The 22266-nt window shown below is 61.9% G+C and carries 22 protein-coding genes and 1 riboswitch; of the genes, 14 read left to right on the top strand and 8 right to left on the bottom strand.

Annotated elements, in window-relative coordinates; translation table 11 throughout:
* The gene (locus KIT08_02310) at positions 1 to 912 is read right to left on the bottom strand and encodes a site-specific integrase (GenBank protein ID UYN90081.1); all 912 of its coding nucleotides are present in this window, start codon (positions 910 to 912) and stop codon (positions 1 to 3) included.
* 161 nt (positions 913 to 1073) lie between these two features.
* On the opposite strand from KIT08_02310, the gene KIT08_02305 reads away from it, so the two are divergent.
* The 6 genes from KIT08_02305 (at position 1074) to KIT08_02280 (ending at position 6841) form a co-directional block, all read left to right on the top strand.
* Positions 1074 to 1514, top strand: coding sequence for a MarR family transcriptional regulator (locus tag KIT08_02305; GenBank protein ID UYN90080.1), 441 nt, complete (start codon positions 1074 to 1076; stop codon positions 1512 to 1514).
* 37 nt (positions 1515 to 1551) lie between these two features.
* Positions 1552 to 3012, top strand: coding sequence for an efflux RND transporter periplasmic adaptor subunit (locus KIT08_02300; protein ID UYN90079.1), 1461 nt, complete (start codon positions 1552 to 1554; stop codon positions 3010 to 3012).
* A gap of 52 nt (positions 3013 to 3064) precedes the next feature.
* Positions 3065 to 3745, top strand: a complete 681-nt coding sequence (locus tag KIT08_02295; GenBank protein ID UYN90774.1) for an ABC transporter ATP-binding protein — start codon at positions 3065 to 3067, stop codon at positions 3743 to 3745.
* Entirely contained in the window at positions 3742 to 4968 is a 1227-nt protein-coding gene (locus tag KIT08_02290; GenBank protein ID UYN90078.1) for an ABC transporter permease, read from the top strand. The genes KIT08_02295 and KIT08_02290 overlap by 4 nt, the downstream gene beginning before the upstream one ends.
* A gap of 136 nt (positions 4969 to 5104) precedes the next feature.
* Entirely contained in the window at positions 5105 to 5971 is an 867-nt protein-coding gene (locus KIT08_02285; protein UYN90077.1) for an EamA family transporter, read from the top strand.
* 6 nt (positions 5972 to 5977) lie between these two features.
* Positions 5978 to 6841, top strand: a complete 864-nt coding sequence (locus tag KIT08_02280) for a DMT family transporter (protein ID UYN90076.1) — start codon at positions 5978 to 5980, stop codon at positions 6839 to 6841.
* Here KIT08_02280 and mce read toward each other — a convergent pair.
* Together mce and KIT08_02270 are read right to left on the bottom strand one after the other, a co-directional pair.
* Entirely contained in the window at positions 6838 to 7389 is a 552-nt protein-coding gene (gene mce / locus KIT08_02275) for a methylmalonyl-CoA epimerase (GenBank protein UYN90075.1), read from the bottom strand. The genes KIT08_02280 and mce overlap by 4 nt on opposite strands.
* Positions 7390 to 7404: 15 nt before the next feature.
* Entirely contained in the window at positions 7405 to 9030 is a 1626-nt protein-coding gene (locus tag KIT08_02270) for a methylmalonyl-CoA mutase (GenBank protein UYN90074.1), read from the bottom strand.
* Between the two features lie 103 nt (positions 9031 to 9133).
* Here KIT08_02270 and infA point away from each other — a divergent pair, with 103 nt between their 5' ends.
* Positions 9134 to 9388 (top strand): translation initiation factor IF-1, encoded by a 255-nt coding sequence (gene infA, locus KIT08_02265; GenBank protein ID UYN90073.1) that lies wholly within the window; start codon positions 9134 to 9136, stop codon positions 9386 to 9388.
* Positions 9389 to 9433: 45 nt separating this feature from the next.
* Here the strand turns inward: infA and KIT08_02260 are convergent, their stop codons facing one another.
* On the bottom strand, positions 9434 to 10645 hold the full coding sequence (locus tag KIT08_02260) for a LysM peptidoglycan-binding domain-containing protein (protein UYN90072.1): 1212 nt from the start codon (positions 10643 to 10645) through the stop codon (positions 9434 to 9436).
* A 44-nt stretch (positions 10646 to 10689) separates the two neighbouring features.
* Here KIT08_02260 and rsmG point away from each other — a divergent pair, with 44 nt between their 5' ends.
* Complete coding sequence (gene rsmG / locus KIT08_02255; protein ID UYN90071.1) at positions 10690 to 11403, top strand: 16S rRNA (guanine(527)-N(7))-methyltransferase RsmG; 714 nt, start codon at positions 10690 to 10692, stop codon at positions 11401 to 11403.
* Between the two features lie 55 nt (positions 11404 to 11458).
* Here the strand turns inward: rsmG and recF are convergent, their stop codons facing one another.
* From recF to KIT08_02240, 3 genes are read right to left on the bottom strand one after another with little or no spacing between them, the layout of a single operon-like run.
* On the bottom strand, positions 11459 to 12724 hold the full coding sequence (gene recF, locus KIT08_02250) for a DNA replication/repair protein RecF (GenBank protein UYN90070.1): 1266 nt from the start codon (positions 12722 to 12724) through the stop codon (positions 11459 to 11461).
* A gap of 10 nt (positions 12725 to 12734) precedes the next feature.
* Positions 12735 to 13259: a peptide deformylase gene (gene def, locus KIT08_02245; protein UYN90069.1), complete on the bottom strand. Its 525-nt coding sequence runs from the start codon at positions 13257 to 13259 to the stop codon at positions 12735 to 12737.
* Positions 13260 to 13273: 14 nt separating this feature from the next.
* Positions 13274 to 14935 carry a cyclic nucleotide-binding domain-containing protein gene (locus KIT08_02240; protein UYN90068.1) on the bottom strand — a complete coding sequence of 554 codons (1662 nt, stop codon included), beginning with the start codon at positions 14933 to 14935 and terminating at the stop codon, positions 13274 to 13276.
* A gap of 296 nt (positions 14936 to 15231) precedes the next feature.
* On the opposite strand from KIT08_02240, the gene KIT08_02235 reads away from it, so the two are divergent.
* The gene (locus KIT08_02235) at positions 15232 to 16677 is read left to right on the top strand and encodes a phosphoglucomutase/phosphomannomutase family protein (protein ID UYN90067.1); all 1446 of its coding nucleotides are present in this window, start codon (positions 15232 to 15234) and stop codon (positions 16675 to 16677) included.
* 4 nt (positions 16678 to 16681) lie between these two features.
* Here the strand turns inward: KIT08_02235 and KIT08_02230 are convergent, their stop codons facing one another.
* Complete coding sequence (locus KIT08_02230; protein UYN90066.1) at positions 16682 to 17389, bottom strand: hypothetical protein; 708 nt, start codon at positions 17387 to 17389, stop codon at positions 16682 to 16684.
* A gap of 74 nt (positions 17390 to 17463) precedes the next feature.
* Here KIT08_02230 and KIT08_02225 point away from each other — a divergent pair, with 74 nt between their 5' ends.
* The 5 genes from KIT08_02225 (at position 17464) to KIT08_02205 (ending at position 22240) form a co-directional block, all read left to right on the top strand.
* Entirely contained in the window at positions 17464 to 18492 is a 1029-nt protein-coding gene (locus KIT08_02225; GenBank protein ID UYN90065.1) for a hypothetical protein, read from the top strand.
* 166 nt (positions 18493 to 18658) lie between these two features.
* A complete protein-coding gene (locus tag KIT08_02220; protein ID UYN90064.1) occupies positions 18659 to 19174 on the top strand; it encodes a ferritin in 516 nt (171 codons plus the stop codon).
* A gap of 198 nt (positions 19175 to 19372) precedes the next feature.
* Positions 19373 to 19498, top strand: a riboswitch (FMN riboswitch).
* A 203-nt stretch (positions 19499 to 19701) separates the two neighbouring features.
* Positions 19702 to 20505 carry an ABC transporter permease gene (locus KIT08_02215; GenBank protein UYN90063.1) on the top strand — a complete coding sequence of 268 codons (804 nt, stop codon included), beginning with the start codon at positions 19702 to 19704 and terminating at the stop codon, positions 20503 to 20505.
* Complete coding sequence (locus tag KIT08_02210) at positions 20505 to 21482, top strand: ABC transporter substrate-binding protein (GenBank protein UYN90062.1); 978 nt, start codon at positions 20505 to 20507, stop codon at positions 21480 to 21482. Before KIT08_02215 ends, KIT08_02210 begins: the two co-directional genes overlap by 1 nt.
* Complete coding sequence (locus tag KIT08_02205) at positions 21482 to 22240, top strand: ABC transporter ATP-binding protein (GenBank protein UYN90061.1); 759 nt, start codon at positions 21482 to 21484, stop codon at positions 22238 to 22240. The genes KIT08_02210 and KIT08_02205 overlap by 1 nt, the downstream gene beginning before the upstream one ends.
* The last annotated feature ends 26 nt before the right edge of the window (positions 22241 to 22266 follow it).

Below are 22266 nucleotides of genomic sequence, written 5' to 3'. Positions count from 1 at the left end.
CTAAAACAATTGCAATTGGTCTTCGGCGCGCAGGCGGCTGAGCTTCATGCTGAGTTCGCGCCATTGGATCTCTGAGACGCCCAGTTTTTGGCGCAGGTGGTTTTCGTCCATGCCGCTGCGCAGATCGCGCAAAGCACAACTCCAGCGACACATCAGGAACGAAAGCTGCTTATCCAGCCCGGCTTCCTTGCCCAGATCCTCAAGCAGATATTCCAAACGCCGCGGCGACCAGGGAAACAGCGCATCGCTCAGGTCGTACTGCGCGCTGTACTCCTCGTAGGCTTCGACCCATTCGGAAGGCAGGCTGATCTTGCGCTCCTTGTAGCGGTCTTTGGGGCCGGGGTAGCGCACGAACAGGGTGGGGCCATCGGCCGCTTCCAGGTCAACATGGTTGGTCTTGAGCGCCAACGTCTCGCCTTTCTTGATGCCGGTGCTGAGCAGCAGCGAGACCAACGTGTAGGCGCGGGCATCGCCGCGCTTGCCGCGGCGCTGGCGGGCTGCGACCGCCAGCACGCTTTCCATTTCATCCTGGCTGAGCACATCCGGCAGCGGGCTGAGCACGCTCCGCTGCACCACGCGCTCGGCAGGGTCAGCTAGCACCGCGCCACCGCTCTGCAGCCAGCGGAAAAAACCTTTGAGCGAGGTGATGCGGCGGCTGAGGGTCTTGGGGCTGCATTCCACCCCGCGTTTGTGCTGCATCCAATCAAGGAAATTGTTCAGGTCGTTGGTGGAGATCGAACCCACGGCCTGGTCAGCCGGGAGGAAGCTGGCCAGCAAGCGCACATCGCCGGTGAAGGCTTTGACCGTGTGTTGCGAAGAGCCCTGGTCTTGCAGGAAGCTGGCCCAGGCTTGGATGGCCGGGGGCAGGGTGGTCTTGGGGCTGAGCGGCGAGACAGCAGGGGCTTTAGGCATCACGACTCCTTAATGCGCATAGACATGCAATGCGGAGTGTAGGCATGCGGGTGGCATGCGTCAACTCAATTGGCGATTGAGTTTTTTGCGCTCTCATCCAGCGCACATCTGGTATGGGGCGGGCTGGGCTACAATCATTTAGTTAGATAAACTAACTAATTATGGACGAGACTACGCTGAGCCCGCAGGAACAGTTCCGCAGCCTGATGCAGCGCATTGAGCGCATGGGCATGGGGCGGGAAACGCTGAACAATGTGGAGCTCAGCCTCTCGCAGTTGGGGCTGCTGCTCTCGGTGCGGCGTTCGCCGGGCATCCGTGTGAATGAGCTGGCGCAGCAGGTGGGGTTGAGCGCCCCCACGGTGAGCGTGAGCCTGCGCAAACTGGAACAAGACGGCTGGGTTCAGCGCGAGGCTGACCCGCAGGACAAGCGCTCGTATCACCTGTACCTTACCCGCAAGGCCACCGAATTCGCGAAACGGGCAGAGGCCTTTCAACGTAAGAAGATTACAGACTTCCTGAACGGCCTGAACCCGCAGGAGCAAAGCCAGCTGGTGCGTTTGCTGGACAAAGCCATTTCAAGTATGGAAGAACAGCAGAAATAGATACGGCCGATGGCCGAATAAGGAGCAAGAAGAAGCAATGTTCACACGTATCAAGAATTGGTTCAATCAATTGGATGGCCGCAAGTGGTTCGTGCTTGGCGGCGTAGCGCTGGTGGTGCTGGTGGTGGCCCTGATGGTCAACGGCGCCAATCGGGCCGCCCAGGCAGCCAGCGGCAGCTTGCAAACCGCGCCGGTGGAGCGCGGCAACCTGGTGGCCACCATTGGCGCCACGGGCAGTGTACGCGCCCTGCAAAGCGCGGCGCTGGTCTGGGAAACCTCGGGCATTGTAGAAGAGATCAACTTTGCGGTGGGCGACCGCGTGCGCGAAGGCGATGTGATCGCCAACCTGCTCACCGCCTCGATGCCTGCCAACGTGATCCTGGCGCAGGCAGACTTGCAGACCGCGCAGGACGCCATGGAGGACTTCGAGAACTCGTTCGGCGACCTGGGTATCAGCCAGGCGCAGAAGGCGCTGGCCGATGCGCAGGATGTCTACGAAACGGCCGCCCGCTATCTGAACTCGATCAGTAACCCAGGCCGCCCGGTGGATATTGACCAGGCCCAGGCCAACCTGGTGCTGGCCCAGGACCGGCTGAACAGAGCCGAAGAAGCCTATGAACCCTATTCAGGTCGCTCCGAGAGCGATCTGGTACGGGCCAACTTCCTGCTGCAATTGACCGAGGCCAGGCAGCAATACGATGCGGCCCTGCGCCAGTACAACGCGCGGTCTTCTGGCTCCGGCAGCACGCCGATCGCCCAGGCCGAAGCCGACCTGGCGTTGGCGCAAGCCCAGCTGGACATTGCCCAGCAGAACTATGACGAGATCATGGCCGGCCCCACGGCGCTGCAGTTGGCTGCTGCCCAGGCTCGCCTGGCCGCTGCTCAGGCCAGTGTGGATATGGGCTTCATCCTCGCCCCGTTCAATGGCACGGTGACGGACATCTACCCCAACCAGGGCGACCTGGTGAACGTCGGCAGCAGCGCCGTACAGGTGGACGATCTGAGCACGGTGCAGGTGGTGGTTGAGGTGTCTGAAGTGGACATCAACCGCATCCAGGTGGGCCAGCCTGCCAGCATTGTGCTCGACGCGGTGCAGGACGTGCAGTACCAGGGCGAAGTGGTGGCCGTGGCGCTGGCCGGCAATGTGACCCAGACCGGCGTCAACTTCCGCGTCTTGGTGGAGCTGGAGGATGCAGATGCGAATGTGCGCCCCGGCATGACCGCGGCGGTCAACATTGTGGTGACCGAGCTTGAGGATGTGCTGCTGGTGCCCAACCGGGCCGTGCGCGTGCAGAACGGGCGCCGCGTGGTCTACGTGATGCGCGCTGGCCGCATGGAAGCCGTGGTGATCACGCTGGGTGCCTCCTCCGAGACGTTCAGCGAAGTCGTGGGCGGCGAACTGAGCGAGGGCGACGTGATCGTACTCAACCCGCCCGTCTCCAGTTTTGACCCGATGGATCCTTCCAACCAATTTATGGGCGGTGGAGGCTTCAATTAGCGCTAAGAACAGTCTGGTGGTTGAAGCCCGCAACCTGACCAAAGTCTACACAATGGGCGATGTGGAAGTGCACGCGCTGCGCGGACTTTCACTTGAAGTGGAACGGGGCGAGGTGATGGCCATCATGGGGCCGTCCGGCTCCGGCAAGTCCACATTGATGAACACCCTGGGCTGCCTGGACCGGCCGACCAGCGGCGAATACTACCTGGACGGCGAGAACGTGGCGGCGATGAACGATGACCAGCTGGCGGATGTGCGCAACCGCAAAGTGGGCTTCATTTTCCAGACGTTCAACCTGCTCAAGCGGGCTTCGGCCCTGGCGAATGTGGAACTGCCGCTGCGCTACGCCAACCGCAACGAGAACCGCACCGAGATCGCCCGCCAGGCGCTGGAGGCTGTGGGGCTGGGCGACCGTCTGGACCATAAGCCGAATGAGCTTTCGGGCGGCCAGCAGCAGCGCGTGGCAATTGCGCGCGCCCTGGTGAACAACCCCGCCTTCATCATGGCGGATGAGCCGACCGGTAACCTGGATAGCAAATCCGGCGACGAGATCATGAAAATGCTGCTCAATCTCAACAAAGAGCGCGGCGTCACCCTGATCATCGTCACGCATGATCCCGAGGTCGCCAAGCGCACCCAGCGCGTCGTCACTATCCGTGACGGCCAGGTGCTGCAAGATTCATCGCAGAGTGCGGCGCAGGCTGCTGCGGCGGCGGGAAGTAGGCAAGCATGAACTATTTGAACTCATTTGTCGTAGCGCTGGAGAGCCTGGCGGCCAACAAGCTGCGCTCGGCGTTGACCGTGCTGGGCATCGTGATCGGTGTAGCAGCGGTGATCGCCATGCTGGCGGTGGGCCGCGGCGCCCAGAGCACGATCACCGGCACGATCGAAGGCATTGGTACGAACCTGCTGTTCGTGATGTCCGGCGGCAACAGCGACGTAACGAATCCGAAACCGCTGACGCTGACGGATGCACAGGCTTTGCAGGATAGTTTTGCCGCCCCCTCAGTGATCGGTGTGGCCCCGATGATGCAAGGCTCGGCCACCGTTACCGCGCAGGGCGAGAGCACCTCGACGGTGTTGGACGCGGTCACGCCGGATTACGGTTGGGTGCGCAATGTGGAGTTAAGCGAAGGCGAATTCATCAACGAAGCGCATATTCTGTCGCGCTCGGCGGTGGTGGTGCTCGGGCCGGATGTGGCCGAGGAGCTGTTTGGCCGCAGGGACGGCGTGGTAGGTGAGACCGTGCGCATCGAAGGGCAGCCCTTCCGCGTGATCGGCCTCACGGTGTCCAAGGGCGGCTCAGGCTTCACCAATGAGGACAACCGCGCCATCGTACCGCTCACCACGGCCCAGGCGCGGTTGCTGCGACGCTCAACACCCAATCGCGTCGATATGATCATTGTGCAGGCGGCCAGCTCGGATGCGGTGCCGCAGGCCAGCGAAGAGATCGGCGCTATTCTGCGTGCACGCCATCGCACCGGCATCGGCGCGGATGACTTTAGGATCTTCAATCAACAGGACTTTCTGGATACGGCGGCAGCCGTGACCGGCGTGCTGACCATCTTTTTGGGCGGCGTCGCAGCCATCTCGCTGTTGGTGGGCGGCATCGGCATCATGAATATCATGCTGGTCTCGGTGATCGAGCGCACGCGCGAGATCGGCTTGCGCAAAGCGCTGGGGGCGCGCAAGCGCGACATCATGATCCAGTTCCTGGCCGAGTCCTCGATGCTGAGCCTGCTGGGCGGCATACTGGGCATCCTGCTGGGCTGGCTGATCTCGGCCGCGGTAGGGGCGGTGGCGGCCGCAAGCAACGCCGACATCACGCCGGTGATCGGGCTCGATTCGGTGCTGTTGGCGACCCTGTTCTCGATGGCGGTGGGCCTGTTCTTTGGCCTGTACCCGGCCAATCGAGCCGCCAGTCTGCAACCCGTAGAGGCGCTGCGCTACGAATAAGTGAACCGAACTAAAAAGAGGCTGGGTTTCCCAGCCTCTTGCTCTTTGCTTTCACAAATCCCGCATGGCTGGGGTTATAACAGTATCGCCGCAGGCTGTGCGGTGTTTTTGTTTTGGAGAAGGAGCGCACCAAGGTATGAAAAGCAAAGAGTGGCTGGTCTTTATTGGCCTGGCGTTGGTTTGGGGGTCTTCGTTCTTTTGGATCAAGATCGCCCTAGAAGAGGTGGGGCCTTTTCTTCTGGTCTCGATGCGTGTGCTGTTCGGCCTGCTGGGTCTGCTGGTGGTGTACTCCATCCGGCGCCCAGGCTGGCCGAAAGACAAGACCCTGCTGCGCAACCTGCTGCTTCTTGGATTAACCAATACTGCGTTCCCGTTTATCTTGATCTCATGGGCGGAATTGCATATCGACTCGGCGGTGGCCTCAGTGTTGAACAGCTCGGTGCCGCTGTTCACGACAGTCATCGCCCACATTGCCCTGACGGACGACAAGATGAGCACCCGGCGGGTGCTGGGTTTGCTGGTGGGCTTTGCCGGCGTTGCCCTGCTGGTGCTGCGTGACATGCCGGGTGACCTGCACATGAACCTGCTGGCGCAGGGCGCCATGATCCTGGCGGTGCTGTTTTACGCAGGCAGCGCGGTGTTTGCGCGCAGCAAGACCAAGGGCGCCCCGCAGGAAGTGCAGGCGATGGTGCCGCTGATCTCCGCGACGGCGTTCATGCTGGCGGCCACGTTTATGGTGGAGGCGCCCGTGCAGCTGCCAAGCCAAACCAGCACCTGGGTGGCGCTGCTGTGGCTGGGCCTGGCGGGTTCGTGCGCGGCCTATCTTTTCTACTATTACCTCATCCATTCAGTTGGCCCCACCCGCACCACCATGGTCACCTACACCTTTCCGGTGGTGGGCGTGACCCTGGGCGTGCTGTTCTTGGGTGAAGCGCTGGACTGGCAGCTGGTGGCGGGCGGTTTGCTGATCCTGGCTAGCTTGCTGATCGTCAACCGCGGCTAAGCCCATATGAATCAAAAGCAATTTCTGGCCTTTGTGACGCTAAGCCTGGCGTGGGGCAGCGCCTTCTATTGGATCAAAGTAGCCCTGGAGCAACTGCAGCCGTTCACGCTGGTGGCCTGGCGCCTGCTGCTGGGCAGCCTGTTGTTGGCGATCACGGCGTATGTCAAGCGCAGCGCGCTGCCGCGCGGTTGGGCGCAGTGGTGGCCGCTGCTGCTGATGGGGTTGCTCAACATCGCCATTCCGCTGGTGATGACCACCTCGGGCCAGCAATACATTGACACCGGCGTGGCCTCGATCGTGCTCTCCACCGTGCCGCTGTTCACCATGATCGTGTCGTACTTTGCGCTCAAGGATGACAAACTGAGCGGCTGGCAGCTGGCCGGCCTAATGGTGGGTTTTGGCGGTGTGGTGCTGTTGTTGCTGCGCGATATTGACGGCGGGCAGTCCACCTTGTGGGGCTATGCCTCGCATCTGTTGGCGGCGATGCTGTATGCGGGCAGCGCCGTGTTCGCTCGCAAGGCCTTGCACGGGCACAGCGTGATCGTGCAGGCGCTGGTGCCGACTGCGTTCAGTGGTGCGCTGGTGTGGGCGGCGGTGCCCTTTGTGGAGAGCCCGGTGCAGGCGCCCACGCAACTCATGACGCTGCTAGGCATCCTGGTGTTGGGCGGGGCCAGCTCCTATCTGGCGTATATGCTGTATTACTACCTGATCCGCACCATTGGCCCCACGCGCATGTCCATGACCACGTACACGTTCCCGCTGGTGAGTATTGCGCTGGGTGCGTTGTTCCTGGGTGAAGCGCTTGATCCGCTGCTGCTGGCCGGCGGCGCGCTGGTGCTGGGCAGCGTGTTTATCGTGAACCGGGCTTAGTTCTGCTTGTCGCGCTCGCCAGCGGGGCGGGTGAGCTTGCGTAGATATTCCATGGCCGCGGCAGCGCGCAGCTGGCCCTCGTTGAGCAAGCGCTCGGCGGCCTGGCGGGCGCGCTCCAGGCGGATCTGCAGCTCTTGCCCACTGAGCTCATACAGCTCAACCAATACGCCGTGCGTGCTTTCCGGGTGAATGAAGGCGATCTTCTTGCCGCCCGTGCCGATGATGGGCTCGGGGTTGATGAGGCGTATGTTCTTGGACTTGAGATGGTCCATAGTGGCCTGGATGTCGTAGACCTCAAAGCAGATGTGATGCATGCCCGGGCCGCGCTTCTCAAGGTAGCGCGCCACGCCACTCTCGGTGTCGGTGGGGGTGACCAGCTCCACTTCGCTCTCGGCAGCGGGTAGGAAGGCTACGATGGACTTCTCGCTGGGCACTTCTTCGATATGCGAAAGGTCCAGCCCCAGCGCATCCTGCCAGAATTCGAGGGCCTTGTCCAGATCCTTGACGACAAGGGCGATATGGTCGATCTTCTTGACGAACGATGGCATTGCGACGCGGCTCCTTTAGGCCGTGGGGGGCTGGTACTCACCCCAAAGGCGGCGTAACTGATTGCAGATCTCGCCCAGGGTGATATTGTTCTCAACACATTCGATGAAGATGGGCAGCAGGTTGTCGCTGCCCTTGGCGGCGGTTTCCAGATGGGTCAGCAGTTCGCTGACGCGAGCGCCGTCACGGCGCTCGCGCAGCGCCGCCAGCCGCTGGCGGGCAGCAGCTTCCAGCGCTGGGTCTACTTCCAGACGCTCAGGCTGCACGTCTTCCTCGGTCTGGAAAGCATTCACGCCCACCACGATCTCTTCGCCGGCTTCCAGCGCTTGCTGGAAGGCGTAGGCCGCGTTCTGGATCTCGTTCTGTACAAAGCCTTGCTCGATGGCGACCAGCGCGCCGCCCATCTCCTCAATGCGGTCGAGGTACTTTTGGGCTTCAGCTTCCACTTGGTCAGTCAGGTACTCGATGGCATACGAGCCGCCCAGCGGGTCAACCGTGTCCCCGGCTTTGGACTCATGGGCGATGATCTGCTGGGTGCGCAGGGCCACGCGCACCGCGCTCTCGGTGGGCAGCCATAAGGCTTCGTCGAGGCTGTTGGTGTGCAGGCTCTGCGTGCCGCCGAGCACGGCGGCCAACGCCTGCACCGTGACACGCGCCACATTGTTCTGCGGCTGCTGGGCGGTGAGGGTGGAGCCGGCCGTCTGGGTGTGGAAGCGCAGCTTCCACGAGGCCGGATTCTTGGCCCCGAAGCGCTCTTTCATGATGCGCGCCCACAGGCGGCGGGCGGCGCGGAACTTTGCGACTTCTTCAAGGAAGTGATTATGGGCGTTGAAGAAGAAAGAGAGCTGACCGGCAAAATCATCAATGTTCAGGCCGGCGCGCAAGGCTTCTTCAACGTAGGCAATGCCGTTGGCCAGGGTGAAGGCCACTTCCTGCACAGCGGTGGAGCCAGCCTCGCGGATGTGATAGCCGGAGATGCTGATCGTATTCCAGCGCGGCACCTCTTGCTGGCAATATTTGAACAGGTCAGTGATCAGCCGCATGGAAGGCTGGGGCGGATAAATGTAGGTGCCGCGGGCGATGTATTCCTTCAGGATGTCGTTCTGCACCGTGCCGCGCAGCTTGGCGGGTTCGACTCCCTGGCGTTTGCCCACAGCGATGTACAGCGCCAGCAGCACCGCGGCGGGCGCGTTGATGGTCATGCTGGTGGAGACCTGGTCGAGCGGAATGCCCTCGAACAACTGCTGCATATCTTCTATATAAGAGATGCTGACGCCCACTTTGCCGACCTCGCCCAGTGCCATGGGGTCATCGGCGTCATAGCCGATCTGGGTGGGCAGGTCGAACGCCACCGAAAGGCCAGACTGGCCTTGGGAGAGCAGGTAGCGGTAACGCTTGTTGGATTCCTCGGCGCTGGCGTAGCCGGCGTACTGGCGCATAGTCCACAGGCGCCCGCGGTACATGGTGGGCTGCACGCCGCGCGTGTAGGGGAATTCGCCCGGGGCGCCAAGCGCGGTGTGCGGGTCGCTGTGTACATCGCCGGCGCCCAGCGCCGTGGGCAGCTCAATGCCGCTGGAGGTGGCGAAGCTGGGTTTGCGCTCCTCAGGCTGGCTGGCGGGTTGTTTTTTGGCGTCAGCAGACATTCTTGGCAGAGTATACCTGTACTGCCATTGCCAGCTTTGACATGACGTAACTACCTGAACGGGTAGTGTGATATTGCAGGCAATGAGGTATAGTTAACGGGTTATGGCAAAAGAAAAAGATATGGTTAAGGTGGAGGGCACGGTGATCGAAGCGCTGCCCGGCACCCAATTTCAAGTGGAATTAGACAACGGGCACAAGGTGCTTGCCTATTTGTCTGGCAAGATGCGCCGCTTCTACATCCGCATCCTCCTGGGAGATCGCGTCACGCTGGAGATGTCGCCTTACGACATGCAGCGTGGCCGCATTGTGTACCGCTACAACAAGGCGCCTGGCCAAAGCCAGAGCATCCCTTCCTAGTCCCGCGCACAAACAAAACGTCCCGCAACAGCGGGGCGTTTTTGTTTAATGCTGCAGTGTCACCGTTTGCCCGGGGGCCAGCATGAAAGGGAAGTTGATGTTGTTCAGAGCGGCAACCCGCAGCCAATCCAACCCATAGTAGTGCGCCAACGCAAACAGGCTCTCGCTGCGTGTGGCGGTGTAGAACTCGGGCACTTCTACCGGTGCATCCGGCGGGGGCGCGGTCGCCTGGCTGGCGGGCAGGCGCAATACCTGTCCGGGCAGGATGAGATACGGGGAGGTTAGCTCGTTGAGCGTGGCCAGGTCCTGCCAGTTGAGCTCCAGCTCGCGCGCAATTTTCATCAGATGGTCGCCGCGCTGCACTGTGTAGCTGTCGGCGGAAGGCTGCGGGCCGGCTTCATTCTGGCTGGGGTACAACGCCAGCACTTGGCCGGGGAACAACGCGTATGGGTAGGTGATGTTGTTCCAGCCGGCCAGGTCCACCCAGGTGAAACCAAGGCGCCCGGCAATGCGGTTGAGTGTATCGCCGGCTTGCACGGTGTAGCTCTCCTCGCTGGGCTGCTCGTTGGTGGGCGGCTCAGCCTCAGCTTCGGGCTGCATGGCGGGCGGGCCATCGGTCAGCACGGCCATGTTGTTGAGCACGCTCCAGGAAGCCATGAAGTTTTGGATGGAATGGGTGATGGTGTAACCAGTGAGAGCATCCACAAGCTGGACCGAGTTCTGGTCGTAGCCGATCAGGGTCATGGTGTGCTGGTTGTTGGCCACCAGCACGCTGTTGCCGGCCAGGGTGGTGTAGTAGCGCGGCGTGCCTGACCACACGCTGCCGATGACCCACACAATGACGGGCCGCCCCGCGGCGATCTCAGTTTGCAGGTCTTGCCAGCTGAGGCTTTCTTCGGCACGCGCATCCAGGCCGTAGCTGCGCAGCAGGCGCGCCACCGGCTCGGCGTGCACACCGTAGGAGGCCGGCGGGATGTAGCCCCACGGGTCATTCACATTGCCGACGAAACCTTGATTAGGGTCATCGGAGCTGGGCAGACCGTTGAAGAATTCCGTCTCGGAGATGGAGTAGCCCCAGAACGCGGCCACATCCACCGCCGAGCGTGATTCGCAGGACAGCGAATACTGCTGGGCGCGGCCCACAAAACCACTTATGTAGGCTTGGGCGGGCAGGCCGCTTTGCGCAGCGCGGGCAGAGGCGGGTGCCCCGGCCAGCAAGGCCAGCACACTAAGCAAAACGATGAGCGTGTTCTTCATGACGTCAGTATCTTATCCCGTAGTCTCGCATATATAATCGCCGCATGTCTTCCTTTGGCGACTCCGTGCAACGTATGCTGGGCGAACCCTTGAGTGAAGTCCAGGCCGCCGCCTTTGAGCGCTATGCCGACGAGCTGCTGGAGTGGAACCAGCGCATGAACCTGACCGCGGTGCGCGAGCGCGAGGCGGTGTTCACGCGCCACTTCCTGGATTCGCTCAGCTGTTGGCTGGCGATGCGCGCCCAGCCGGGCGAGCGCGTGATCGATGTGGGCACCGGCGCCGGGCTGCCGGGGCTGCCACTCAAGATCTGGCAGCCTGGCCTGCAGCTCACGCTGCTGGAATCTGTTGCCAAGAAAGCCAGCTTTCTTGAGCATGTTGTGCAAGTTCTGGGCCTGCAAAACGTGCAGGTGCTGACGAAGCGGGCGGAGGACGCCGGGCAGCTGCCCGCCCAGCGCGAGCAGTATGACTGGGCGGTGGCGCGAGCCGTGGCGCCGCTGCGCGTGCTGGCTGAGTATTTGCTGCCCTTCGTGCGCGTGGGCGGCTACATGCTGGCGCAGAAGGCGCGCGGCGTAGCCGAGGAAGCCAAGGACGCGGCCAACGCTTTTGGGCAGCTGGGCGGCAAGCTGCACGAGCTGGTGCGCGTGCAGGTGCCAGGCTTGGAAGAGGAGGAGCGCTGGCTGGTGGTGGTGCAGAAGGTTAAGCCCACCCAGGCGCGCTTTCCGCGCCAGGCGGGCACGCCGGGCAAGAAGCCGTTGTAAAGCGGTCAGCTGTCAGCGTTCAGCAACTCCTTGGGGGATCGCATGTGGACTGGAACTAAAAGCGGTCCGGCTCCCGGTCTATGTCTGTATCAATTCCGCTAAACAACCCGCGCGCATCTTCAATTCCGTTTGTCAACTGCCCGCCATCAATTTCCCAGCGGGCGGCGCTTTCAAGAAACTCCGGCGTGAACAAGTTGAAGTCGGTGGTGGTGAGCAGCACCTGATCGCTGTTGGCTTTCAGGCGCTCCAGCAGATCGGCGCGGCGGCTCTCGTCCAGTTCCGCCAGCACTTCGTCCAGCAGCAGCACCGGGCGCTGGCCGCTACGGGCATGCATCCATTCCAGTTCGGCCAGCTTGAGGGTCAGCAGGGCGGTACGCACTTGGCCCCTACTGCCGTAGCTGCCCAGGTCTACGCCATTGCCCAGAAAGCGCAGCTCATCCCTATGGGGGCCGAGACTGGTGGTGCCGCGCGCCAGATCCTCGCGGCGGGCTTTTTGCAGGGCGGCCAGGTAGCCGCTCTCCAGCTTTTCGGCAGAGACGCCGCTGCGGTCCGTTGGCGCGTCCAGCAAGGTGCGCTGGCCGGCAGGCGCTGGCAGCGGGTCATAGCTGGGTTGGTAACTGAGGCGTAGCACCTCGGCGCCGCGGGTGAGCCCGTGGTGCAGGCGGGCGGCGGCCTGCTCCAACTCCTGAATGGCGCGGAAGCGGGCGGCCAGTACCTGTGCCCCGCGGGTGGCCAGGCGCTGATCCCAGAAGTCGAGCTGGCTCTGGTCACCGCCGTTCTCGCTCAGCTGGCGCAGCAGGGCGTTGCGCTGGGTCAGCACGCTTTCAAATTCGCTCAGGTTCTCGCCGTATTGGCTCTGCACCTGGGCCAGCGCCAGGTCCAGGTAGCGGCGGCGGTGACGCGGCGAGCCGTCGACAATTTGCAGCATCTGCGGCAGGAACAGCACGGCCTGGAACTGGCCGATGACTTCATTGGCTTTCTTCTTGGCGCCGTCCAGCAGCACTTCTTTGCGGCTGCGCTCGCCGTTGCGGGTCTGGTCTTTGATCACGCGGATCTCGAGCTGGTGCTCGCGCCCGTTGCGCTCGTAGGTGGCCTGCAGGCGCGCCACGGCCAGCGGGTTGCGCGCCTCGATGAAATTGATCAGCTGGCGGTCAGTATCGGCGTGGAAAGAGTTGAGCGTGGCGAGGAAATAGATGGCTTCCAGTAGGCTGGTTTTGCCCTGGGCGTTGCGGCCTACGATCAGCACCGATTGCGGCGGCACCTGCACGTCGAGGCGCGCAAAGTTTCGAAAGTGGGTCAGCGAGAGGCGCTTGAGCTGCATGCGGCCGGCCTCACGCCGCGGGGTTTTCTTCGGTTTCTTCGTCTGGCTTGATCTCGTACACCTTCTGGGCGCGCTCAGTGAACAGCACGCCGTTCAGGTGATCGATCTCGTGCTGGAAGATGCGCGCCAGCCAGCCCTCGGCCTTGATCTTGAGCGGGTCCCCGTTGCGGTCTTGTGCTACCACGGTGACAGCCAGCGAGCGCTCAACCTCGGCCAGGATGCCGGGGAAGGACAGGCAGCCCTCGGTGCCGATCTCCTTCTCGCGGCTCATGCGGCTGATCTCAGGATTGATGAGCGTGAAGAGCTGCTTTTCGGCCGGCTCCTCGTCTTCGTTCTCGGGTTCGCCGTATTCGACAACCACAATACGAAGCGGCGCGTTTACCTGCGGCGCGGCCAGGCCAACGCCGGGCGCATTGCGCATGGTCTCGATCATGTCGTCGATCAGGGTCTGGACTTCGGCGTCAATGCGCTCCACGCGCTGCGCCTTTTGCTCCAGGATCTCGCTGGGATAGTTAACAATATCTCGGATAGCCATAAGATTCCAAGCGGTTATTCTACCGCCTCGCCATCCTGGCCCGCGCGCGGCAGGCCGCGGGTGCGCTCTTCTTCGTAGACCTTGAGCCATTCGGCCATCCGGCTGCGCTCATCCAGGTCGCGCTGTTTTTGCGCTTTGAGCTTGAAGGCTTCAATGCGGGCGAAGATGTCTTGCTGCACCTGGGCCGGGTCGTGCACGCCGTCAAAATCGAGCCAGCTGTCGCCAACGTTGATGCGCACCACGCCGAAGTTGAACAGCAGGCCCAGCAGGCCAATGCGATGGTTCTCCAGGCTGAGCACATTGGCCAGCGGGGCGGTCTTGGTGATCAGGCTGCCCAGCGGCTTCTTTTCTGAGTCCATCAAGCTTTCTGGCGTGAGCAGGTAAATGTCGTTCTGCCAGTCCACATAGTGATAAATGATGAAGCCGACGGGGATGAGCAATGCAAGCAGCATGATCAGCCAGCCGGCAGCATCGCTGGGCAGGCCGTTGTATACGAAATTGACCGCCCACACCACGCCGATGAACGCCAGCACGGGGAAGACCAGTGTGCCGAGCAGCTTGGCCCAGTGCTTGTGATAGATGATCTTGTCGCCATCCACTGTGCGGGTGGGGAACATCCACAGGCGTTCGGTGCGGCTGGGCGGCTGGAAGGCGGATGGAGCAGGGCGGGCGGCGGCGCGGTTATGCGGTGCGGTGCCCAGGCTCTCACGCACCGTCTGGCGAATGTCGTCATGACGGGTGCTGCGCGCTCCACGGCGCTGGCGCAACACGTATTCTTCAACCAGGAATTTTGTCGTTTGCGGGTCGCCCACTTTGGGCATGGAGACGGTGCTGGTGAAGGTTTGGATCATTACGTCGCCAAAGCCCAATATGCGGCCCAGCAGGGTGGTGTGGGTGTTGACCGATTGCACGGTCTCCAGCGGGGCTTCGACGCGGCTGGCGGAGCGCAGCAGCTTTTGCTCCAGCCAGACTACGCGCTGGTCGGTCAGCACGTAATAGTCGTTGCGCCAGTCCATCAACTCCCAGACGGCCCAGCCGCCCGCGCCCAGTAGCAGGCCGGAGGCGGCCAGCAGCCAGGGCAGCGGGTTAGCCGCCTCCAGCCCGAACAGCACGCACAGCATGCTGCCGATCGCCAGCAGCAAGGCACGTGCCATGCGTAGCCACAGGGCGGCGGAATGTTTGCGCATCACAAATTGAATGGACTCATCCCGGCCCAGCCAGTCAAACTCGGCGTCCGGTTTCAGCGAGCGGCCGGCCGCCAGCGTGCCCAGGCGTTCGGCCAAGGCGGGGAAAGCCTGCAGCATACGCTCCAGGTCGCGGCGGGGAAGGTAGAGCAGGCGGCTGGCATGCAGGGCTTTGACGCGGGAGATGGCGCTGCCATCCAGGCCCAGGCTGCGGGCGCCGAACACATCGCCATTTTGCAGGCCAGAGGCCGCTACCTGCGAGCTGGCATTCACTAGCTCGCAGCGCAGGTGCCCGCTGAGGACGATATACAGGTTCTCGGCCAGTTCGCCCTGCTCATATAGCTCCTGGCCGCGTGGCAACTGGTATTCAATGAAGCGGGCGGCAATGTACTGCAGATCCACCTCGCTGATGTCTCGAAAGAGAGCAAGTTCCTTTAAAAGCGCCATGCGTTCAGCAATACTGCTGGCTTTGGCGCTGTTTTCGGTAGCCATGTTGGCATTTTAGCATGCGCATGAATCGTACGCTGCGCGCACTCTGCATGGGCTGGCATGCTGTGCAACGCCTTGACAGGCTTCATTTTTTTACCGCAATGACATCATTTGGCAGTAGGATGAGATTGGTGGGGGTTTAGATGGTTCCAGATATCTTTTTAGTTGCACACCCCACCCCCACCCAAAAAAACGAACAACAACTTGACAGGTGAACAGGCGACCGGAGGCAAAACCAGCACTAGCAGTGTTAGAATTTTTGCACTCCCCAGACTTATTTTTGAACGAGGTCAATACAAATGCCCATTCACTTCGGTACAGACGGCTGGCGCGCCGTGATCTCCGATACCTTTACCTTTGCAAACCTGCGCATGGTCGCCCAGGCGATCGCGGATGCCATGCGGGCCGATTTGCAAAACGGGGCGGCCAAGCAGTCGCCGCTGGTGGTGGTGGGCTTTGATACGCGCTTTTTGTCGGACCGCTTTGCGGGCGATGTGGCTCGCGTGCTGGCCGCCAACGGGTTCCGCGTCTTGCTGGCGGCGGCGGATGCGCCCACGCCGGCGATTTCGTATGCGGTGCGGGAGCACCAGGCCATTGGCGGGGTGATGATCACTGCCTCGCACAACCCGCCGCGCTACAACGGCGTCAAGCTCAAAGCCGCCTACGGCGGCTCTGCCCCGCACGAACTGTGCCACCGGGTCGAGATTTACCTGAGCGATAACGAGGCCCGCGGCCGCGGCGCCTCGGTGATGGATTTCAAGCAGGCCGTGGCACAGGAGCTGATTACGCGCTTCGACCCCATGCCGGCCTACAAGGCGCATCTGGCTACCCTGATCGATTTCGAGACCATTCGCAAGAACCCGCAAAAAGTGCTCGTCGATTCCATGTTCGGCTCGGGCCGCGGCCACATTGCCGCCATGCTGCGCGAGGCCGGTTGCGAGGTGACAGAGATCCGCGGTGAGATGAACCCTGGCTTCGGCGGCGTGCACCCGGAGCCGATCATGCCGCATTTGCAGGAGCTGGCCGACGCCATCGCCCAGCACCCCGGCTACTACGGCGTGGCCACGGATGGCGACGCCGACCGCGTCGGGGCGATGGACGAAGACTGCGAGTTCGTAGACCCGCACAAGATCATGTCGCTGGCGCTGCGCCACTTGGTGGAGACGCGTGGCCAGACTGGCAAAGTCATCCGTACGGTTTCCACCACGCGCATGATCGACCGCCTGGCGGCTAAATACGGCCTGCAGGTGGAGGAGACGCCGGTTGGCTTCAACCACATTGCCGACCATATGCTGGCGGGCAACGTACTCATTGGTGGCGAGGAGTCGGGTGGCATTTCGTTCGCCGGGCACATTCCCGAAGGCGATGGCGTGCTGATGGGCCTGCTGGTGGTAGAGATGGTGGCGCGCTCCGGCGGCACGCTGCGCCAACTGGTGGCCGATCTATTAGCCAGCGTTGGCCCGGCGCATTATGCGCGCAAAGACCTGCGCCTAAGCCGCCCGGTCGAGAAGAAGGTGATGACTGCCAAGCTGACTGAAGAGGCGCCGGAGGCGATCGGCGGGGAGAAGGTGCTGGAAGTCGTAAGTCGGGATGGCAGCAAGTACATCATGGCCGACGATTCGTGGCTGCTCATCCGCCCCTCGGGCACCGAGCCTGTGCTGCGCGTGTACGCTGAGGGTCGCACACCTGAAATGGTGAAAGCGCTGATGGCCTACGGGGAACAGGTAGCGGCCAGCGTTTCGTAATCGTCTATAGTCGAGAGGGGAGCAGGTCAGCCAGAGGAAACACTGGCCCCTGGTTGCATGCCAGCAGGGCTTTATGTGGTGTGGCAAAGCTGCAAACGCCGCACTGCGCCAGCCCGCCACACGGCATGGGCGGTGTGACCAAGGCCTGGCCGCGCAGCGTCTTAGGGGCGCGCTCATGGATGCCCAGCAGCTTGGGCAGCTCTTCTATATGAGCAGGTGGGATGTCCAAGGCCAGAAAGTCGGCCCAGACCAGCGCGGCGGGCAGGGCGGCCAGCGGCTGCACTTCAATATGGCTGGGTAGTTCACCTGGCGGTTCGTCGCAGAACAGGGCCACCTCAACCGCCTCGGCGGCTACTGGCAGCAGGCGGGCCGCGTTGCGGCCGCTGGCCGCCAACACCAGGCGGCGTGCGCCGGCGGGCAGGCTGAAGCCGCGGCCCAGCGGGCCGCGCAGCAGCAGTTGAGCGCCAGGCTGCCAGCTGGCCGGCAGCGGGCCGGCTACGGCCAGCTCGATGGTTTCGCCATCACGGCTGGCCGGCTCATGCCCGGCGGGGAAGAGCTGGGTGGCCAGCACGTTTTCCGCGTCGGCGGGATCGTGGGCTTGCAGGTATTGGCCCGGGCGCGGCAGGGCGGCCAGGGGGATGTGCAGGCGGCCTGCGGCGTTCTGATAGGGTTCTAACAGGAGGCTGGTCAGGCGAGCCTTATAATGAATCATCGCAATCCATCGGCATGCTACCACGCAAGCCATACGAACGTGGGAACAGGCCGTTTACTCTCTGAGGAGGAGTAATGGAACTCGTAAGTATTCTTGCATTTCTTTCGGCCATGGCCTGGTTGCTGGTGATCGGCGTCATCGCCCTGGTGGCGGTGCGTACGGTGCGTAGCCGCACCGTGCGCGGCGCTACCGCCATGGCTGGCGGTGGTCTGCTGATCGCAGCAACAGTGGTCGTTGCCATTGTGCTCAGCACGCTGGCGGCGGGCTTGGTATTCATTCAGCCCAATGAGCGTGGTGTGGTGATCAGCGCCACGCAGGGCGGCATTCGCAATGAAGCTTTGCAGCCTGGTCTGCATTGGGTTGTGCCGTTCGCCGAAAATGTGATCCCCTACACGATTTCGCGTCAGACCTATACGATGTCGGTGATTCCTGAAGAGAGTGATGTCTTTCGCGATGACGCCGTTGAAGCGCGGACTTCGGACGGACAAGTAGTACATGTAGATGCATCGGTTATTTTTGCCATCGATGCAGCCGAAGTGGTTGAGGTTCACATTCGCTGGCAGAATCGCTATATCAACGGCATGGTTCGCCCGATCGTTCGCGGTGTCATCCGTGATGCAGTTGCCCAATTCGGCGTAGAGGAAGTTTATAGCAGTAAGCGTTTGGAAATGGCCCAGCTGGTTAGTGATGAGTTGGCGCGCCGCTTTGAGACGAATGGGATTGAGATGATCGACTTTGTTGTCCGAAACATTGCTTTTTCATCTGAATATGCTGATTCTGTTGAGCAGAAGCAGATCGCTGAGCAGCAAGCGCAGCAGGCTGCGTTTGTGGTGGAGCAGCGCCGCCAGGAGGCGGAGCAGGCCCGCCAGGTGGCGCAGGGCGCCGCAGATGCCTCCGTGATCCGTGCGCAGGGTGAGGCCGAGGCCCGCCTGATCCAGGCGGAGGCCGAGGCCGAAGCGCTGCGCATGCTGGCCCAGGCCATTGCCCAGAACCCGGACATTTTGACACTGGAGTACATCCAGAAGCTGGCGCCCAACATCCAGGTGATGTTGGTGCCTACGGATAACCCCTTCCTGCTGCCGCTGCCAAGCACCAATCCATAAGCAGTTATGCAGGCCCACAGCAGCCAGCCGGAAGGCTGGCTGTTGTGGTTAACAATATCTATGATATAAACCATATAAATTGCATGATCTGTTTTATATGCAGTTGGTTTTATTTATCAACCAGGGTGAAGATATGGTAAAATACTTGCACAGTAAAGGAGCAGGAATGTTAATCAGCAAAACGCTTGAAAAAGCCATTAATGACCAAGTGGGGCGAGAGTTTGGCGCAGCCATGCAGTATGTCAACATTGCCTCGTACTTCACCGCCGAGAACATGCTCATGTTCGGCAAACTGTTCTTTGAGCAGGCCGCCGAGGAGAACGCCCACGCCATGAAGTTTGTGCGCTACGTGCTGGATGCGGGCGGCACGATAGGCGTGCCTGCCATTGCGCAGGCCCGCGCCGACTTCAAATCCCCTCAGGATGCCGTGGGGGCCGCGCTGGCATGGGAGGAAGAGGTGACCCGCCAGATCAACGACTTGATGGATATTGCCGTCAAGGAGAAAGACTACATCGCCCAGGAGTTTCTGGGTTGGTTCGTGAACGAACAACTGGAAGAAGTTTCCAAGATGAGCACGATCCTGAGCGTTATCGAACGCTCTGCCGGTAATCTGCTGCTAGCTGAACAATATGTGCAAAGCACCCTGGCCGAGATTGAGTCGGTAGAGGGCGGGTCTAAGTAGTGCTGTTGACTGGTTATAATCAGTGAGCAGTAACAATTGAATACTCTTCGGTGGCAGGTACGCTGTGGCAAAAGCAGCCACAGCGTTGGCAGTTGCATAGCAACTGCGGCTACTGAGTGTAGATGACAACTGAATACTCTTCGGGGCAGGGTGATTACCCTTGGCGTCGTCGAGCGCGGAGTTGCGAAGCAACTCCTAAACGCTCGGCGCAAGGCGCCGAGCGTAAAATTCCCGATCGGTGGTATAGCCCACGAGCGCTCCCTGAGCGCAGGATCCGGTGAAACTCCGGGGCCGACGGTATAGTCCGGATGAAAGAAGAGCGGAGACGAAGACTCCGCAAAGCAAAGTAAAACGCTTGCGTTTACTTTGCTTGCGCATGACGCGTATCTTGCAATGCCCCAAAGCAATCTGCTTTGGGGCATTGTTTTGGAAGCGCGGCCTGCGTGGTGTGTGCTATGGCGCGTATTTTTGCGTTGCACAACAGCCCCGATGAATTATCGGGGCTGTTTTATTTGAGGTGATGTGTAGTGGAACGGAAACACAATAACTCGGAACCCATAGGCTGGCTGCTCGGCCCTCTCGTCGGCGCGCTGACCCTGTTGGCCTGGGAGGCGTTGGTGCGTGTGACGCAGCTGCCCGCCTTCATCCTGCCCGCGCCGCGGGCGGTGTGGAGCCGCCTGGTGCTGGCTCTGCAGGATGGCACCTTGCTGCGCCACGGGCTGGTCACGCTGCAGGAGGTGCTGCTGGGGCTGGCGATCGGCGTGCTGGCGGCGGCGTTGCTGGGTTACTGGCTGGCGCGCTCGCCGCGCTGGGAGCGGCTGCTGGCTCCGTTCGTGGTGGCCAGCCAGTCGGTGCCCATTGTGGCCATCGCTCCGCTGTTGGTGATCTGGTTCGGGCCCGGCCTGCTCTCAAAGACGCTGATCTGCGCGCTGATCGTGTTCTTTCCCATTTTGATCAACACCATCATCGGCCTGCACAGCGTGCCGCAGGAACTGCGTGACCTGATGCGCAGCCTGCAGGCCAGCCGCGCCCAAACCTTCCGCCTGCTGGAGTTGCCCGCCGCGCTGCCGGTGTTTTTGGGAGGGTTGCGCATTGGCGCAACCCTCTCGGTGATCGGTGCGGTGGTGGGCGAGCTGGTGGGCGCTGACCGTGGTCTGGGCTTCCTGATCAATGTTGGCCGCGGCCAATATGACACCGCGCTGGTGTTCGTGGCCGTGTTCGCATTGGTGGCGCTGGCGCTCAGCCTGTATGGCCTGGTTGTGCTGGCCGAACGGCGCTGGCTGTGGTGGCAGCAAAAATCCAATCCTTCTTCTTTTTCATACGGAGACTAATGAAGACTCGCATTCTGTTTATTGTTCTCATCGCCATCGTGCTGGCGGCCTGCGGAGCGCAGCCGCCAGCCAGCGGTTCGCTGCAAAGCCTGCGCTTGCCCATGGGCTACATTCCCAATGTGCAATACGCGCCGTTTTACGTGGCGGTGGAGCGCGGCTATTTTGCCGAGGCGGGTCTTGAGATCGAATTCGACTACAGTTTTGAGACCGATGGCGTAGCCCTGGTGGGCGCGGGCGACCTTCCGTTCGCGATCGTGTCAGGCGAGCAGGTGTTGCTGGGCCGTGCCGCAGGGTTGCCGATCGTGTATGTGGCTGCCTGGTACCAAGAGTTTCCGGTTGCCGTGGTGGCCCTGGCTGAGAGCGGCATCCAAACCCCGCAAGATTTGCGCGGGGCGCGCATCGGCCTGCCCGGCCTGTTCGGCGCCAACTACATCGGCCTGCGCGCCCTGCTGAGCAGCGCCAGCATTCCCGAAGCGGATGTAGTGCTCGATTCGATTGGCTTCAACCAAGTGCAGGCGCTGGCGGCCGGCCAGCAGCAGGCCGTGGTGGGCTATGTCAACAACGAGCCCATCCAGCTGGAGGCCGAGGGCTACGATGTGAACGTGCTGCATGTGGCTGATTATGTCGAACTGGCCGCCAATGGCGTGCTGACCAATGAGCGCATGCTGGCCGAGCACCCGGAGCAGGTGCGTGCCTTTGTGCGCGCTTTGTTGCGCGGCCTGGCCGACACCATCGCTGACCCTGAGGCCGCCTATGAGATCTCCAAGAACTATGTTGAAGGCCTGGCCGCGCTGGACAAAGATACTCAGATGGCCGTGCTGACCCTTTCGATCGAATCGTGGCAAGCTGACCCCTTGGGCTATTCCAACCCGCAGGCGTGGGAGAACATGCACGCGGTGCTGCTGGAGATGGGCTTGATCAACCAGCCGCTGGACCTGAGCGCGGCCTTCAGTAATGACTACCTGCCGGCTGACTAATGGCGCGTAGCACTGCTCCCTTGCTCTCGGTGGAGAAGCTCTCCGCCAGTTTTGCTGACCGTGACGGCCAGCTGGCCGTGCTGCGCAACGTGTCCTTCAGTGTGCCGCGCGGGCAGTTCGTGTGCGTGCTCGGCCCCTCTGGCTCAGGCAAGAGCACGCTGCTGCGGCTGTTAGCCGGGCTGCTGCCGGCCAACAGCGGGCGCATACTGTTCGGCGGCCAGCCGGTACGCGGACCGCAGGCTGGGGTAGGGCTGGTGTTTCAGGATGCAAACCTTATGCCGTGGCGCACCGCACTCGATAATGTTGCCCTGCCCTTGGAACTGCGCCAGGACCCCGATGCGATTGATAGCGCCTGGGACATGCTGCAGCTGGTGGGGCTGGCCGGCTTTGAGCAGGCGCTGCCCAGCGAGCTCTCCGGTGGCATGGCGCAGCGAGTCGCCATCGGCCGGGCGCTGGTGCAAGACCCGCAGCTTTTGCTGCTTGACGAGCCGTTCGGCTCGCTGGATGCGCTGACCCGCGAGAAGATGGGCGAGGAACTGCTGCGCATCTGGGAGCTGGAGCACAAGACGGTGGTGATGGTGACCCACGACATCCATGAAGCGCTGTATCTGGCGGACCGCGTGCTGGTGCTGGGCCGCCGCCCAGCCAGCATTAAGCTGGATATGCAGGTCAGGCTGGCGCGGCCGCGCAAGCTGGCGGTGCGCTATTCGCCCGCCTTCGGGCGTATGGCAGCCCGCCTGCGGGCGGCCATTGAGTAGCAGGCGGTATAATCTCTTTCGAAAGT

The sequence above is a fragment of the Anaerolineales bacterium genome (assembly GCA_025808555.1).
Lineage (GTDB): Bacteria > Chloroflexota > Anaerolineae > Anaerolineales > UBA11579 > JAMCZK01.
This window is presented reverse-complemented; position numbering and strand designations above follow the sequence as displayed.